At 63.3% G+C, this 12,800-nt stretch carries 15 protein-coding genes; 13 read left to right on the forward strand and 2 right to left on the reverse strand.

Going from position 1 to position 12,800, the window contains the following annotated elements:
* Positions 1–126 precede the first annotated feature (126 nt).
* Together PMX21_RS09090 and PMX21_RS09095 are read left to right on the forward strand one after the other, a co-directional pair.
* Complete coding sequence (locus tag PMX21_RS09090; protein ID WP_271759190.1) at positions 127–399, forward strand: winged helix-turn-helix domain-containing protein; 273 nt, start codon at positions 127–129, stop codon at positions 397–399.
* Positions 400–425: 26 nt separating this feature from the next.
* On the forward strand, positions 426–1,823 hold the full coding sequence (locus tag PMX21_RS09095) for a sensor histidine kinase (protein ID WP_271759191.1): 1,398 nt from the start codon (positions 426–428) through the stop codon (positions 1,821–1,823).
* Between the two features lie 382 nt (positions 1,824–2,205).
* On the opposite strand, the gene PMX21_RS09100 is transcribed toward PMX21_RS09095, so the two are convergent.
* The gene (locus PMX21_RS09100) at positions 2,206–3,342 is read right to left on the reverse strand and encodes a helix-turn-helix domain-containing protein (RefSeq protein ID WP_271759192.1); all 1,137 of its coding nucleotides are present in this window, start codon (positions 3,340–3,342) and stop codon (positions 2,206–2,208) included.
* 180 nt (positions 3,343–3,522) lie between these two features.
* On the opposite strand from PMX21_RS09100, the gene PMX21_RS09105 reads away from it, so the two are divergent.
* The 9 genes from PMX21_RS09105 (at position 3,523) to PMX21_RS09145 (ending at position 11,199) form a co-directional block, all read left to right on the forward strand.
* Entirely contained in the window at positions 3,523–3,732 is a 210-nt protein-coding gene (locus PMX21_RS09105) for a hypothetical protein (RefSeq protein ID WP_271759193.1), read from the forward strand.
* Positions 3,722–4,786, forward strand: a complete 1,065-nt coding sequence (locus tag PMX21_RS09110; RefSeq protein WP_271759194.1) for a site-specific integrase — start codon at positions 3,722–3,724, stop codon at positions 4,784–4,786. The genes PMX21_RS09105 and PMX21_RS09110 overlap by 11 nt, the downstream gene beginning before the upstream one ends.
* The gene (locus PMX21_RS09115) at positions 4,779–5,228 is read left to right on the forward strand and encodes a plasmid mobilization protein (RefSeq protein ID WP_271759195.1); all 450 of its coding nucleotides are present in this window, start codon (positions 4,779–4,781) and stop codon (positions 5,226–5,228) included. The genes PMX21_RS09110 and PMX21_RS09115 overlap by 8 nt, the downstream gene beginning before the upstream one ends.
* Positions 5,218–5,421 (forward strand): hypothetical protein, encoded by a 204-nt coding sequence (locus PMX21_RS09120; protein ID WP_271759196.1) that lies wholly within the window; start codon positions 5,218–5,220, stop codon positions 5,419–5,421. Before PMX21_RS09115 ends, PMX21_RS09120 begins: the two co-directional genes overlap by 11 nt.
* The gene (locus tag PMX21_RS09125) at positions 5,421–6,650 is read left to right on the forward strand and encodes a virulence-associated E family protein (RefSeq protein ID WP_271759197.1); all 1,230 of its coding nucleotides are present in this window, start codon (positions 5,421–5,423) and stop codon (positions 6,648–6,650) included. The genes PMX21_RS09120 and PMX21_RS09125 overlap by 1 nt, the downstream gene beginning before the upstream one ends.
* 222 nt (positions 6,651–6,872) lie before the next feature.
* Positions 6,873–7,358, forward strand: coding sequence for a hypothetical protein (locus tag PMX21_RS09130; RefSeq protein WP_271759198.1), 486 nt, complete (start codon positions 6,873–6,875; stop codon positions 7,356–7,358).
* 1 nt (position 7,359) lies between these two features.
* On the forward strand, positions 7,360–7,824 hold the full coding sequence (locus tag PMX21_RS09135) for a hypothetical protein (RefSeq protein WP_271759199.1): 465 nt from the start codon (positions 7,360–7,362) through the stop codon (positions 7,822–7,824).
* Positions 7,811–9,169, forward strand: a complete 1,359-nt coding sequence (locus PMX21_RS09140) for a hypothetical protein (RefSeq protein WP_271759200.1) — start codon at positions 7,811–7,813, stop codon at positions 9,167–9,169. Before PMX21_RS09135 ends, PMX21_RS09140 begins: the two co-directional genes overlap by 14 nt.
* Positions 9,166–11,199 carry a type IV secretory system conjugative DNA transfer family protein gene (locus PMX21_RS09145; protein WP_271759201.1) on the forward strand — a complete coding sequence of 678 codons (2,034 nt, stop codon included), beginning with the start codon at positions 9,166–9,168 and terminating at the stop codon, positions 11,197–11,199. Before PMX21_RS09140 ends, PMX21_RS09145 begins: the two co-directional genes overlap by 4 nt.
* Before the next feature lie 196 nt (positions 11,200–11,395).
* Here the strand turns inward: PMX21_RS09145 and PMX21_RS09150 are convergent, their stop codons facing one another.
* The gene (locus tag PMX21_RS09150) at positions 11,396–11,626 is read right to left on the reverse strand and encodes a helix-turn-helix domain-containing protein (protein WP_195920036.1); all 231 of its coding nucleotides are present in this window, start codon (positions 11,624–11,626) and stop codon (positions 11,396–11,398) included.
* A 154-nt stretch (positions 11,627–11,780) separates the two neighbouring features.
* Here PMX21_RS09150 and PMX21_RS09155 point away from each other — a divergent pair, with 154 nt between their 5' ends.
* Entirely contained in the window at positions 11,781–12,587 is an 807-nt protein-coding gene (locus PMX21_RS09155; protein WP_195920037.1) for a hypothetical protein, read from the forward strand.
* On the forward strand, positions 12,577–12,800 hold a 224-nt coding region (locus PMX21_RS09160; RefSeq protein ID WP_271759202.1), incomplete at its 3' end, for a hypothetical protein. The genes PMX21_RS09155 and PMX21_RS09160, both read left to right, overlap by 11 nt.

Raw genomic sequence — 12,800 nt, forward strand, 5'->3', positions numbered from 1 at the left:
GCCTGGGGTCCCTCATATACGGCCCTCCCGTCTCTCGCGCCCCTCCCGGAACTGTCCACATCAGTGTAGCCAATCCATCTACGCCGTGAGCGCCGGCCGCGCTCGCACGCCCTCTCCTTCGGGGAGGTGCGGATCGACCTCGGGGCGCGCGGCCTCGCCGTGGGTGGCGAGGCCGTGCCGCTCACGCCCACCGAGTACGCCATCTGCGAGTACCTCGCCCGCCACCCCGGGCAGGTCATGAGCCGCGCGCAGATCCGCGAGGCGGTGCTCGGCTGGGAGAGCGACGCCGACGACGCGGCCATATCCATGCAGGTCAGCCGCGCCCGGAGGAAACTCTCCGAAGCCGGCGCCGATCCGATCGCGACCGTCTGGGGGATGGGGTACAAGTGGCAGCTTTGAGGACCGGGGCGCGAGGTCGCGGGGGCATGCCGCTCTCCTTCGTCATCGCGCGCTACTTCGCCTACGCGTTCGCGGCCGTCGCCACGGCGTGGCTCGCCTCGTTCATGGCGCTCTCCGCGGCGATCAACGCGGGCTTCGTCTACGAGGCAAGCTGGGGGCCGGCCAATGCGCGCGAGGTCGCGGAGGGCCTGGCACGCGACGGCGTCTGCGGGCAGCAGGACGTGCCGACGGCGTACCGCTACCTCATCCTGAATAAGGACGGATACGCGCTGATGACAGACCTCGAGGGCACGCGGCTCGAGGACGCGACGGAAATGGCCCGTGCGGCACTCGCCGCGGATCCGGGCACAGTGGAGATCGAGGGCGGGGGCTCGGGCCTTACCTACGCCGCGTTCCCGCTCAAGAGCGGCGGGGCCTGCGCACTCGTCAGCGAGTACCTGCCGCAGTGGGTCTCGCGCGACCTCGCCGGCCTGCTTCCCAACCCGCAGAACCTCATGCTCGTCGGCGCCGCGGCGGGAAGCGCGCTCGCGCTCGCGCTCGTGGCACGCCGCGCGAGCCGCGTGATCTCGCGCAAGATGGCGCCGCTCGCGGAGGCGGCGGGGCGCGTCGGCGCGGGGGAGCTCGACTTCGCGGTCGGCAGCACCAACGTGCGCGAGGTGAACGACGTCCTCGCCGCGATGGACGCCATGCGGGCCTCCCTCGCCGAGTCGCTCGAGGCCCGCTGGGCCGCGGAGCGGGGGCAGCGCGAGCAGGTGGCGTCGCTCGCCCACGACCTCAAGACGCCGCTCACCGTGCTGCGCGCCAACGCCGACTTCGTGGCGGAGGAGCTGGAAGACGAGAAAGACGCCGACCTCGCGGCCGCCGCGCGCGACATAGCCGGCAGTGTCGAAAGGCTCGACGGTTACGTGCGCCTGCTCATCGAGGCCTCGCGCGGGTCCGGCGGGGCGGAGAGGGTCCCCATGCGGCCGGCCGAGCTCTGCGAACAGGTCCTCGCCGAGGCCGCCCAGATCGCCCGGGCGCGAGGCGTGACGCTCGACGCGGCCACGGGCCCCGCTGTCGCGGGCGCGCCCGAGGCCCCGCTCGACCGAACCACCCTGGCGCGAGCCGCCGCGAACCTCGTGGTCAACGCCGCCGAGCACGCGCGCTCGCGCGTGGCGGTCTCCTGCGACGTCGCGGGCGGACACCTCGTCATCGAGGTGGCCGACGACGGACCGGGCTTCTCTCCCGCCGCCCTCGAACGCGGCTGTGAGCGCCTCTTCACAGACGACTCCTCCCGCTCCTCGCGCGACGGAGGCCGCCACTACGGGCTCGGCCTCCACGCCGCCTCCGAGGCCGCGAGCGCCCACGGGGGCTCCGTCTCGCTCGCCAACAGCCCCTCGGGCGGCGCGGTGGCCACCATCGCGGTCCCCCTGTGCGGGGCCTGACGACTCAGGCCCTCACACCGGCGTGGCTCGCAACCAAACACTTCCATCTTGAAATACGGGGAGTAAATAGCGAAATCGCAGGTGAAGGGGAGTAAAACGACAAAGAAAAAGCCTCCGTCCCAACCTGGGAACGGAGGCTCGGTTACCGTATTTACTCACCAATGTCGCTGGCGGCTTTGCCGTGACTCTCGTACGAAACAAAACTCAGCGTCACAGTGCGGCACTCAAAAATGCAGGTCAGAACCCTATCAGCCTACTCCCACTCGATAACGGGTGCCGCAGGTAAATGAGGCGCTCGTTTTACCTCAGTCCGTTCTATCAGGCATTCTCCCATCGCCGTTTGATACTCATTTGGTCCTCACGCCGGCTAATCTGACCACAATTAGGGCAGGGCATACCCCTTCTTAAATCGCTCGTCAAAGGGACAGAAATCGCTATAGACATAGCCGTCAATAAGCGATGAACCGTTCGGTTGGCGTATCTCATGCTGCCGGAACTTCTCGACATAGCCATCGGACTTATCGTGCTCGAAATAGTCGAACTGATCAAGCCACTCGTCGTATTCATCGGCCTGCTTCACGCGCGTTTCGTACCTCTTCGCCCATTCAAAAAGAAAAGAGTCGGGAACAGGCGCTCTCGCTAGAAGCGCCGGCCCCTCTTCCAGTTGAAGCGGAATCAATCCATATGAAGCCGAGAGCTGAAATAGCGCATGAGCAGCTTGAACAGGACTACCGAAATCGGTAAATACAAGCGCTCCCCTCTTCACCTCAAGAGCGCTGGACAGTTTTTGAAGCGCCGCATATTTCGGCACCCTAGCCCCCTGTTCATACGAACGTAGCGTTGCGAGGGAGAGATCAGCCTCTCGGGCCAAATCCAGCTGGGTCTTTGCAGGGGTACACCGCGCCCTTAGCTCGGGCAGCTTCTTGGACTGCATCCTATTTTGCCAAGGCGTAATCGGCACCCAAGAATCTCGTGGATCATATTCGTATCGGAGGGGGAACTGGGACGGATCAAAGTCGGCTGAGAAGTTGTCCTTCCATCTTTCATAGTCGTCTCGATCGGAGTCGCTCTCAATTTGAGCATACTGAGCTGCCCACTTCTTTAGAAAAGACTCCATGAAAGGCGAAGTCGGCTTGAGCGCTGAATAGCGCTCGTTTGCAACAGGCTCGAACCCATATGTCGCGGCAAATTGGAAAAAAGCCTGAGCAATCAGGTCAGTATCGTTGAAATCATAAAAATGGAGCGCCTCAGCCCGTATGCCATAGGCGTTCGCAAGCCCCTCCAAATGCTCTTCCTTCGGGGCAGACTTCATGAGCTCGTAGTTCCTCAAGGCCGACTCCGAAATGCCTGCCGCCTGAGCGGCGACCTTTCGTGTCCATTTTCGCGCCGAACGGAGGCGGAGCAGTTTCTCGGACAGCCGTAGCCTTCCCCAGCGCTTGCTCGTTTGTTCCCACTCCCTATCGGCCACAAATGACGTCAGGGTCTCTTTGGCAGCACCGATGCGATCGACGGCAGTCATCCAGATACACCTCCGAAGAAATACTGTTCTCAAGTCTACATGCGAAATCTCATGCATACAAAAAATGTAGGAGATGTGACTTAATCTGCAAAATTACACTTTCCGTAGTAGGTCATACGTTTTTTGGACATAATCAAGACGAGGGGCAATCGGTGCCCCGCTCTGGAAAGGAGACTACATATGACACGTCAGCTTATCGGCGCGGAGGAGGTTGCCGAGATCACGGGCATGAGCAAGTCTTATGCGTTCAAGCTGATTAAGACCTTGAATGCAGAACTTGCAGCTCAGGGAATCATGACCATCCCCGGGAAGGTTCAGCGCTCGTACTTCGAGGCACGGCTTCTCTCCGCCCCTTCCAAGCAGAGGGCGGCGATGGCCCATGTCAGTTAACCGAGACAAGAAGCGCGGGACCTGGACGGTCGAGGCTTGGTACCGCAACTCTTTAGGCGAGCGCCACAAAAAGACGAAGCGCGGATTCGCTTCCAAGAAGGAGGCCGTCGCTTGGGAGCGCAACTTCCTCGCGTCCTGCAACGAGCGCGTCGAGATCACCGTCGAGGCCTTCGTCAAGACCATGTACACCCGCGACGTCTACCCTCGGCTGCGCGTTGGAACCAAGCTCACCAAGGATGCCATCATCGACAAGTACATCCTCCCGGTCTTCGGTAAGATGCGCCTTTGCGACGTCAAGGCCGCAGACGTTGTGCGTTGGGAGAATTGGCTCCTTGAGCAGGGCCTGTCGCAGAGCTATCTCCACACCATCTGCAACCAGTTCTCAGCCATTTTCAACCACGCCGTCCGCTTCTACCGCTTGCCCCAGAACCCCATGCTGGCGGCGGGAAAGGTCGGCTCCAAGCGTCCCGAGAAGGAGATGCTCTACTGGACCCCTACCGAGTTCAAGCTCTTCTCCCAGGCCATCGAGGATAAGCCCCTCATCTACCTCGCTTTCCTGACGCTCTATCTGTCGGGTTGCCGCGAGGGCGAGCTCCTTGCCCTTCGTCCGGAGGACATCGACTTCGGGCTCAACGTCATCCGCATCCGCCGCTCCTATGCCCGCGTCAAGGGCGAGGACGTTATCGGCCCACCCAAGACGCGAGCCTCGAAGCGCGACATTGTCATGCCGAGCCTCCTTCGCGAGGAACTGCGCGACTATCTGGCAGCACATCCCGAAATCGTTCCTACCGACCGACTCTTCCCCATCACAAAACATGCGTTGTCGCATGAGATGAAGAGGGGTTGCGAGCTCTCGGGCGTGAAGCGCATCCGTATCCACGACATCCGCCACTCCCACGTGAGCGCCCTCGTCAACAGCGGCTACTCGCCCACGGCGATCGCCGATCGCATGGGCCACGAGACCGCCGAGGTCACGGAGATGTACTCGCATCTCTTCCCCTCGACGCAGCACGATCTAGTGGAGGCCCTTGATGGGATGATGTCGGATGTCTAAGCCGATTATGGACGCCAAGGGGCGCCGCCGCTGCAAGACCATCGCCTTCCGCATGTCGCCCGCAGAGGCGGACCAGCTCGACCTCCGCGTCGCCCTGAGTAGCCTGTCAAAGCAGGAGTACATCACGAAATGCTTGCTTGAGGGCACTTTCACCGTGGTCGCGACCACCCGCATGCGCAAGGCGGTCAAGGAGCGCGTGGGGCCCGTCGTAACGGAACTCCGGCGTATCCGGCGCGCGGCAGACATGGACGACGAGCTCGTCGAGTCGCTTGAGACGCTTGCCGCCTTCGCCGAATCGTTCGCGCCCGAGCGCTCCCCCGTGGAACTCGAAGACGCACTTATCGCAAACCTCGGGATAGACGACGGCCTCCCCGACCAAAGCTCGGCCGTCGCCCAAAATCATGAGTCCACACATAAGGAGGACCCCATCGATGAATCTTAGCATGATGAATTCCGCCCGGCGCCGCACCATCCTGCGCGACCACGGCCTCGACCATCCCCTGACAGAGGAAGAGCTGGTCGAGCGTCTGGTCGACACGGAGCTTCGCCTTAGCCGGCTCGAAGTGCTCGTCTTCGGCAGTGCCTGCCCCATCAACGGCCCACGACGCCCCCAGTCTCGCGAGGAGGTGGCCTGATGGGTGCGCAGAAGCACGACGACGTCCTTGGGCCGCAGCCTCCAGAGCGCCGCTCCCCGCCGACGGTCAACGAGATCGTCGAGGAGCTCAAGTCCCTCCCCTTGAACGTCGGCTACAACCGGCTCGCAAACGAGCTTTTCAAGACCGGCCCTCTGCCCTGGGACGCGGATGCGAGGGAACGCCGGTGGCGCGACAGCGACGACGCGCGGCTCTTCGCCCTCCTCCAGCAGACCATCTCCCTCCAGAAGGAGAAGTTCATGTTGCTCGCATTGACCATCGTCGCCGAGGACAATGCCTACGATCCGCTCGTCGCCATGCTCGACGCCCTCACCTGGGACGGCATCCCGCGCGTAGGGACGCTCCTCAATGTCTACCTTGGTGCGGAGAGGAGCGTATACGTCTCGGAGGTCGAGCGCATCTTGTTCTGCGAGGGCATCGCCCGCGCCTACAGCCCGGGCTGCAAGGCCGATTACATGCCCATCCTGTGCGGCGCCGGGGGTATCGGCAAGTCGTCCTTCGCCCGAGGCCTCGCCATCCGCGACGAGTACTTCACGGACTCCGTGATCAACCTCGGCGACGTCAAGCTCACGGGCGAGCAGAACCGGGGCAAATGGATCGTCGAGGTCCCCGAGCTCAACGGGATGTCCGAGCGCTCTATCGAGAGCGTGAAGGCTGGGGTCACCCGTCAGGTCGATGAGTTCCGAGGGGCCTATTGCCGCAGGACGGAGGCGTTTCCCCGGCGCGTGGTCTTCGTCGGTACCACGAACGAGGCAGACTTTATACGCGAGCGCTCAAGCGGCGCAAGGCGCTTCCTCCCGTTGCTCTGCGGCATCGAGCGCACTGAGAAGTCCGTCTTCGATGAGGACTTCCCGGCCGCAATCCGCCAGGCATGGGCAGAGGCCCGCACGTGGATGAGGACGGGCGATGTCCGCTTTTCGACCGTCCTAACACCTGAGATGGAGACCGAGGCGGCCGCACAGCGCGGACGCTTCGTCGAGGAGGACCCCTGCGTGCAGAAGGTCCTCGCGTATCTCCCCGGCAACACCGACCGTCCCATGTGCACGTTCGAGATTCTCGACAAGGCCCTCCACCTCGAGAAGACCAAGGCCAACTGCAAAATGGTCAGCCGCATCCTGTCGTCGCAGTGCCCGGGATGGGCCCCGGGCAACAAGCGCCTCTGTCCCCCGTACGGAAAGCAGCGCTGTTGGGTGTACCGGGAGACGGATTAGGGCCGATAGAGGTGCCGCAACATGCCGTTGCGGCACCTCGGTCGCCCCCCTCACCTGCAAAGTCTCTCGATGGTGCCAAAGGTGCCATAGGCCCAGAAACTCTTTCCTGTTCTTTGGCACCTTCGGCACCGCAACGTTTCGCCGCAGCTAGAAGCATCATCAGCAAAGACCCTCAAATGAACCACCGGTACCCATACGGCACCGGCAGAGAGGAAAACCATGATGGAACTTGTCAAGAAAACCAAATCGCATCTCGACGACCTCCTCGGGACCGTCCCCAAGCACAAGGACGACGCCGTCGGCTCCGTGCTCTCCCATCTGCTGGAGTCCGACCCCGACCTGGGCTTCGCACGCGCGGCGCGGCCCGTCGAGCATCCGGGCTTCACGCGCATCGTCCGTGCAGGAATCGCCTACTACGCGAAGCCTGATTTCAAGATTCTGAACCCGTTCAAGGAAGGCGGGAACGGCGTCTACTTCGTCAAAGGCAGCAACGACGACCCGACCGGCATCTTCTTCACCGATGCCTACCGCGTCAACGATGCAGAATACGGCAACGCCATCGAGGCCTACCTCTTCGCCTACGGCATCCCCCGCGATGACCTCGCCATGATGCCCGTCACCTTCTGGCCTAAGACCTACGAGCGCACGCCCGAGAACATCGCCGCCCTCCGCGCTGTCGGCGCGCCCCTCCCGAACGAGGGACTCTAAGATGGCCATCGGAAAAGACGGGTCGAAGGTCATGAGCCTCCGACTCCCTAACAAGGCGTATCGCCGCCTCCACGCCTACGGGGTTTCAAAGGATCTTAGCGACAGTGCAGCCGCCCGCGAGCTCATCGCCGCTGGGCTCGCCTCCGACGGCCTGGCGCTCTACTCCACCGAGCTCGGAACCTATCTGCGCGGCGTCATGCAGCCACTGCTGGAGCAACTCGACCGCACGCTCGGCGAGCGCAACGCCGAGCAGGAGGACCGCATCGCGCGCGTTGTGCACCGCGCCACGCGTGCCTCGATCGTCGCAGCAATCGCCGCCGTCGAGATCGAGAAGGGCACGTTCAATGGCCTGGACGGCGTGAGCGCCTCGGACATCTACGCCGCCTACGACAAGCAGGCCGGCCTCATGCAGCGCGGCATGACGCTCTCGGAGGCGAGGGAGCGCCTTTCAGATGGCAAGTCGTAGCAGCCTCGTTGTGAACGCCCGTGTGCACCTCTCCGGGTCGCGCGGGCGTTCCGCCGTCATCACCAACAACGTCGAGTACGTCGCCACGCGCGAGGGGGCCGACAAATCCGCCACCGTCGACGATCTCAGGCGCTCCGAGCTCGCCGAGAGGATGGGGATCGTCGGCTACTGCGCCGAGAGGCCCGGGTCGACCGCGCTCTTCGACCAGAACGGGGCCGTCCAGCTCCGCACGGCCCGCAGGGAGCTCGAAAAGGCCGACGGTGCGATTGCCACCGTTGTGCTCAGCGTCCGCAGGGACGAGGCGTGCGAGCTCGATCTCGCATGCAAGGAGGACTGGCAGCGCTTCTGCCGCCGAAACCTCACGCCGGCGCTTGCCGAGGCAATGGGCATCCCCGAGTCCAGCGTCCGTTGGGTAGCCGCCGAGCACGAGAACCACCCGAATTCCAAGCACGTGCACGTTATTGCCTGGTCGTCCGACGGCTCGTTCGATTCGCTCATGGCCCGCAACAGGCTCGACCGGGCAAGGAACGCGCTCACCGACGCGGCCCTGGTCCCGGCGCTCGCGGCCGAGCACGAGGCCCGCGACCTCGCGAGGTCGCGGGCGGTCGACGCCGTCCGCCATATCCCCGCCGATGAGATTGGCGTCACGCTGCCTGCGGACGGCCGCATCTCCCACGCGCACCTCCGCCGCTGGCACCCAGATGTCGCCAAGGCCGTAGATGCCGCAATCGAGGAAGCAGGGTCGAGGCACCCGGAAATCAAGGAGGCGAGCGCGGCTTACCGCGAGTCCGTGGAGCGCTGCGCCGGCCTCAAGGGGCTCGAAGGTGTTGCGCAGGACCGCTACTTGAACGACGCCATGCACGAGCTACGCGCGCGCCAGGGCAACGCCCTGCTGAGGGTCATCGCACCCGACCGGGCAACGGACCCCGAAAGGGAACCGATAAGGTCCGCAAGGCCGGACGACGGGCCCGCAACGGAGCGCAAGCGCATGAGGCCGCTCGTCGGCGAGGTCCGCGCCTGCGTCACCGGAAAAGACCTGGAGGGCGCGCGAGAAGCCGTCCGCGAGCGCGGGCCCATCCCGGAGAGATGCCTCCGGTCGTGCCCGTCCTACGCGCTTTCCATGGCAAAAGCCCCCGTTGCTGTGGGCAGGGCCCTTGCCAAAGCGCTCGCGTCCGCAACAGAGGGTCCCAAAGGCAAGAAGGACCTGTCAGACGAAGTCGGCCAGAAGGCCGAGCGCGCGCTCGCGAGGGCGCTCGCAGCCGCCGTATCGGCCGCGATCAGGGGCGATGCGGCGGGCATCGTGCTCGACTCAGCGAAAACAATAGTGAAGGGAATGATTCTATGAGCAAGCAGAAGAGCTTCAACGTCGACGAGGGCGCGCACCTCAAGCGCTGTGTCGCCGCCGGCGCGGCCGCTGGGGCCGCGATCGCGCTCGTCCTGCTGCCGGCGGCATGGCGCTGGCTGGAAGCATGGGTCGTCGGCATCGCCGCGACGCTCACGAGCTTCGGGATGGCCGCAGTGCCCGAACTCCCCGGCACCATGTTCCAAAACCCGCTCGAAGTCCTGCCGGAGCTGATCCGGGACGATGTCTTCCTCGTGGGGTGCGCGGCAACCCTCACTGTCTCAATAGCCGTCGGCATCTGGAGCCATCTCGACTGGTCGCGTTGGTTCCACGACGGGACCTGGGTCGGCGGGCGTCGTGCGCCGGGCGCGCCCATCCACGGCGACGCGAGGCTCGTCTCGGCGCACAGCGAGCTTAAGCGCAGGAGCGAGTCATGGCAGGAGGGCGGCAAGCCCTCGGGCGGCACGTTGGTCGTGGGCGAGATCGGGAGGAGCGTCAGGCTCATCGACTCGGTCCATGCCTGCGTCCTCGCCGAGAGCGGCGAGGGCAAGAGCCGCCGCGTCGCCATTTTGTCAGCCTTGGCAAACTTTGAGCAAGGCCGCTCCCTCATCATCAACGACATCAAGGGCGAGCTCAGGGCCTTCCTTGAGCCTGTGTTCGAGAAGACGGGCACTCACCGCATCGTCGACGTGATGTTCGACGCGCCTGCATCCTCAGTACGATTCGATCCGCTCGAGAGGGCAAAGGAGGCCTTTGGGGCGGAGGGGGCCGGCGGCTGTGCACGGGAGCTGCGTGAGCTCGCACGCTGCATCGTGCCCGCGCCGTCGAAAAGCCAACCGTTCTTCTACGACGGCGCTCGGAACCTCTTCGTCGGTATCTCCCTCGCCCTCATCGAGGAAGCGTCCATCCCGGAAGACGAGAAGACCGTCATGTCCGTCGCTGCCGCGATCTCGCCGTCGGGCGACCAGGGACCGCTTGACCGCATCGCCGCCCTGGCGGCGTCTTTGCCCGCGGAAGACCCCGCGCTCCCCTTCCTCGGCGGGCTCAACGGTGAGCACGGGGGCGGGCCCGGCATCGTCTCGACCTTGAGCAACTGCCTCACCGAGTACGTCGACGGCAACGTGGCTCGGATGCTCCACGATGACGAGTGCGGCCTCGGGGGCATCGGCGAGGAGCCCACGGTGGTCTTCATCTCATCATCCTCTGCAACGGGCAACTACAAGCGACTCGTCCAGACGTTCGTTTCCCAAGCGCTCTCGGCGCTGCGCTCCTGCGCCGCGGGCCATGCCGGGCGCTGCCCCGTCGAGACCGTCCTCCTCCTCGATGAGGCGGCCTCCCTCGGCCGCAACGAGAGGATCGTCCAGGACCTGGGAGAGATGCGCTCGGAAGGCGTCCATGTTCTCTGGTTCTGTCAGTCGCTCCTCCAGCTCCAGTCCGTCTCCGGCTACAGCCGAGAAGAGGCCGAGACGATTCTCGACCTCCTCAAGGACAAGGTCGTTCTCTCCTGCTCCAACCTCGACACCGCGCGCAAGCTCTCGGAGTCGATGGGCTCCTACACGGCGGTCGCGCAGTCCACGAGCCGAACTAAGGGAACGAACACCGGCTCGACGGGCACGAGCGAGGGACTCGTGCGCAGGCCGCTCATCACGCCCGACGAGCTCCAGCGTTGGACCGGCCGCGAGACGGGAGCCCTCGTGATCCACGACGGCGTACCCATGGCCTTCCCCAGCAGGGACGTTACCGAGACTTTCGTGGGACCCATGCTCGGGATGACGTCACCCGATGCCGAACGAACACTCATGGAGCGATCAACCGCTCGCCGCAAGATCAGGAACGAGACGGCACCGAGGGTTTGGCGGGGCCCGACCGCCCCCGACGCCACGTCGACAGCGCCGACGAAGCCGAAAACGGCCGCAGGTTACGTTCCCGAGGGCTTCTTGCCGCGTAATCGCCCATATCCAGCGGAAACGCCCCAATCAACTACGCACCCGCGCCCGCGCGCTACACGTGGATGCGGGTGTTTTTCGTTTTAGGCGCAGGCATCTACCTGCGCTTTCGAACTCGGCTCGCCGAGTTGCGCCGTTTGCCTCCGGCGAAACGTAGTGGAGCCTTATCCTGCACCGCCGATTCGTGGCGGAAATAGAAGTCAACAGGTCTCGCGATATTCGAATAGCATAAAGAGAAGCAGCACCGCGCATCCACAGATTTTTTCAGCGATCCGTCACCGAGTCACCCCGTAAACAGGTCGGAATCGAAAAACTCCCTTAGAGAAACACCAAGGCCCCTTGCTATGCGCTCTATGTTCTCGATCGAGATGTTCCGTTTCCCGGTTTCGACCTCGGCAAAATAGGTTCGAGACATCTCTATCGAGTACGCAAGGGCTTCCTGGCTGTATCCAAGAGCGTTTCTCAATTCCTTGATGCGAAGTCCGACTTTCATTTTTGCATCTAGCTGAGTCATTGGTACCTCCCGACTGATGGTGCCAATGATTTGAGTCGGACCTATATGAGTCACACCTATATAAGTGACAATTTGCAATACAATGCTCACGTGGCCCTTTTCCAGGTTGAAGGGATCGCCGTAAGTACCATCTATGAATCAAAGGAGAACTGCCATGGCGATGAATGTATCCCGGCGCGGCTTTTTGGGCGCTGTCGGACTGATGTCGATTGCCGGATTGAGCGGCTTGAGCGGATGCGGACCGACGGGAGTGAAGGGAAAGACGCTCTATTACATATCGGTCTGCGACAACGTCGCCCTCGGGAAGATGACGAATAACAAGCTGGGTTCCGAGACGACGATCACCTTCGACGACGGGGACGGCTGGCATTACGCAGGGTCGTTCGAGTCCTCGGGAACGTGGAGGCAGGAAGACGAGAACATCGTATTGAGCTCAAGCGAGCTCGGTACCCTGACGCTCAAGAAGGCCGACGATGCGGATGCCTATATCCCCTCTGGCGACGAGGAGTACGGCGAGCGCTATTTCCTGAGCGAGGACGATGCGAAGAAGTACTACGAGGACTACACCGGCAAGGCGGTCGCCCGCGTCAAAGAGCTGCTTGAATCGCAGGAATGGGAACGCTCGAACCGGCCGGAGTCCATGGCGAGCCCCGAGGAGATCAACTTCGACAGCGGAAAGATCGCATTCAAGAAGGCGTCGTATAACCAAAAGGGCTATCTGTTCACTCAAGGTCCCAGTGATGACGAATGGGCCGCATCGGACCATTCGGGAAAGTACAGCCTCACGGTCAAAGACCAGAGGGCGAAGGATACCGACTCGACACCGCGCCCGCTCGTTTACAAGGGCGAGCTGACGGCCGATGGGGCGTCGGTGGCCTATACCCTCGAGAAACGTAACGACAGCCTGGTTCTGAAGCTGGGAGAGACGATGTATGACCCGGTGTTCACGAATGGAAAATAGCGGTCGAATCAAGCTCTTCGGGCGCGAGTTCTCCCGTAAACAGGTCTGCGCGGCTGGTGCAGGAATCCTCTGTGCGGCGCTTCTCATCGGCTGCGGGGCTTACGCTATCTCACATGCCAGTTGGACGGGAGATTCCAATGTCCCTGCGGTATCCCAGTCAAAGGACGATGAGGAGCAGGACATGGTGCTTTCCCTTGAGGTGAAGGCTGACGG

Origin of the sequence: Collinsella aerofaciens, from assembly GCF_028209885.1 — a bacterium.
Classification (GTDB): Bacteria; Actinomycetota; Coriobacteriia; order Coriobacteriales; family Coriobacteriaceae; genus Collinsella; species Collinsella aerofaciens_BA.

Excerpts from the sequence above, each read along its gene's own strand:
- PMX21_RS09095 (WP_271759191.1), top strand. The coding sequence starts at position 426 with ATGCCGCTCTCCTTCGTCATCGCGCGCTACTTCGCCTACGCGTTCGCG.
- PMX21_RS09100 (WP_271759192.1), bottom strand. The coding sequence starts at position 3,342 with ATGACTGCCGTCGATCGCATCGGTGCTGCCAAAGAGACCCTGACGTCA.
- PMX21_RS09105 (WP_271759193.1), top strand. The coding sequence starts at position 3,523 with ATGACACGTCAGCTTATCGGCGCGGAGGAGGTTGCCGAGATCACGGGC.
- PMX21_RS09110 (WP_271759194.1), top strand. The coding sequence starts at position 3,722 with ATGTCAGTTAACCGAGACAAGAAGCGCGGGACCTGGACGGTCGAGGCT.
- PMX21_RS09115 (WP_271759195.1), top strand. The coding sequence starts at position 4,779 with ATGTCTAAGCCGATTATGGACGCCAAGGGGCGCCGCCGCTGCAAGACC.
- PMX21_RS09120 (WP_271759196.1), top strand. The coding sequence starts at position 5,218 with ATGAATCTTAGCATGATGAATTCCGCCCGGCGCCGCACCATCCTGCGC.
- PMX21_RS09125 (WP_271759197.1), top strand. The coding sequence starts at position 5,421 with ATGGGTGCGCAGAAGCACGACGACGTCCTTGGGCCGCAGCCTCCAGAG.
- PMX21_RS09130 (WP_271759198.1), top strand. The coding sequence starts at position 6,873 with ATGGAACTTGTCAAGAAAACCAAATCGCATCTCGACGACCTCCTCGGG.
- PMX21_RS09135 (WP_271759199.1), top strand. The coding sequence starts at position 7,360 with ATGGCCATCGGAAAAGACGGGTCGAAGGTCATGAGCCTCCGACTCCCT.
- PMX21_RS09140 (WP_271759200.1), top strand. The coding sequence starts at position 7,811 with ATGGCAAGTCGTAGCAGCCTCGTTGTGAACGCCCGTGTGCACCTCTCC.
- PMX21_RS09145 (WP_271759201.1), top strand. The coding sequence starts at position 9,166 with ATGAGCAAGCAGAAGAGCTTCAACGTCGACGAGGGCGCGCACCTCAAG.
- PMX21_RS09150 (WP_195920036.1), bottom strand. The coding sequence starts at position 11,626 with ATGACTCAGCTAGATGCAAAAATGAAAGTCGGACTTCGCATCAAGGAA.
- PMX21_RS09155 (WP_195920037.1), top strand. The coding sequence starts at position 11,781 with ATGGCGATGAATGTATCCCGGCGCGGCTTTTTGGGCGCTGTCGGACTG.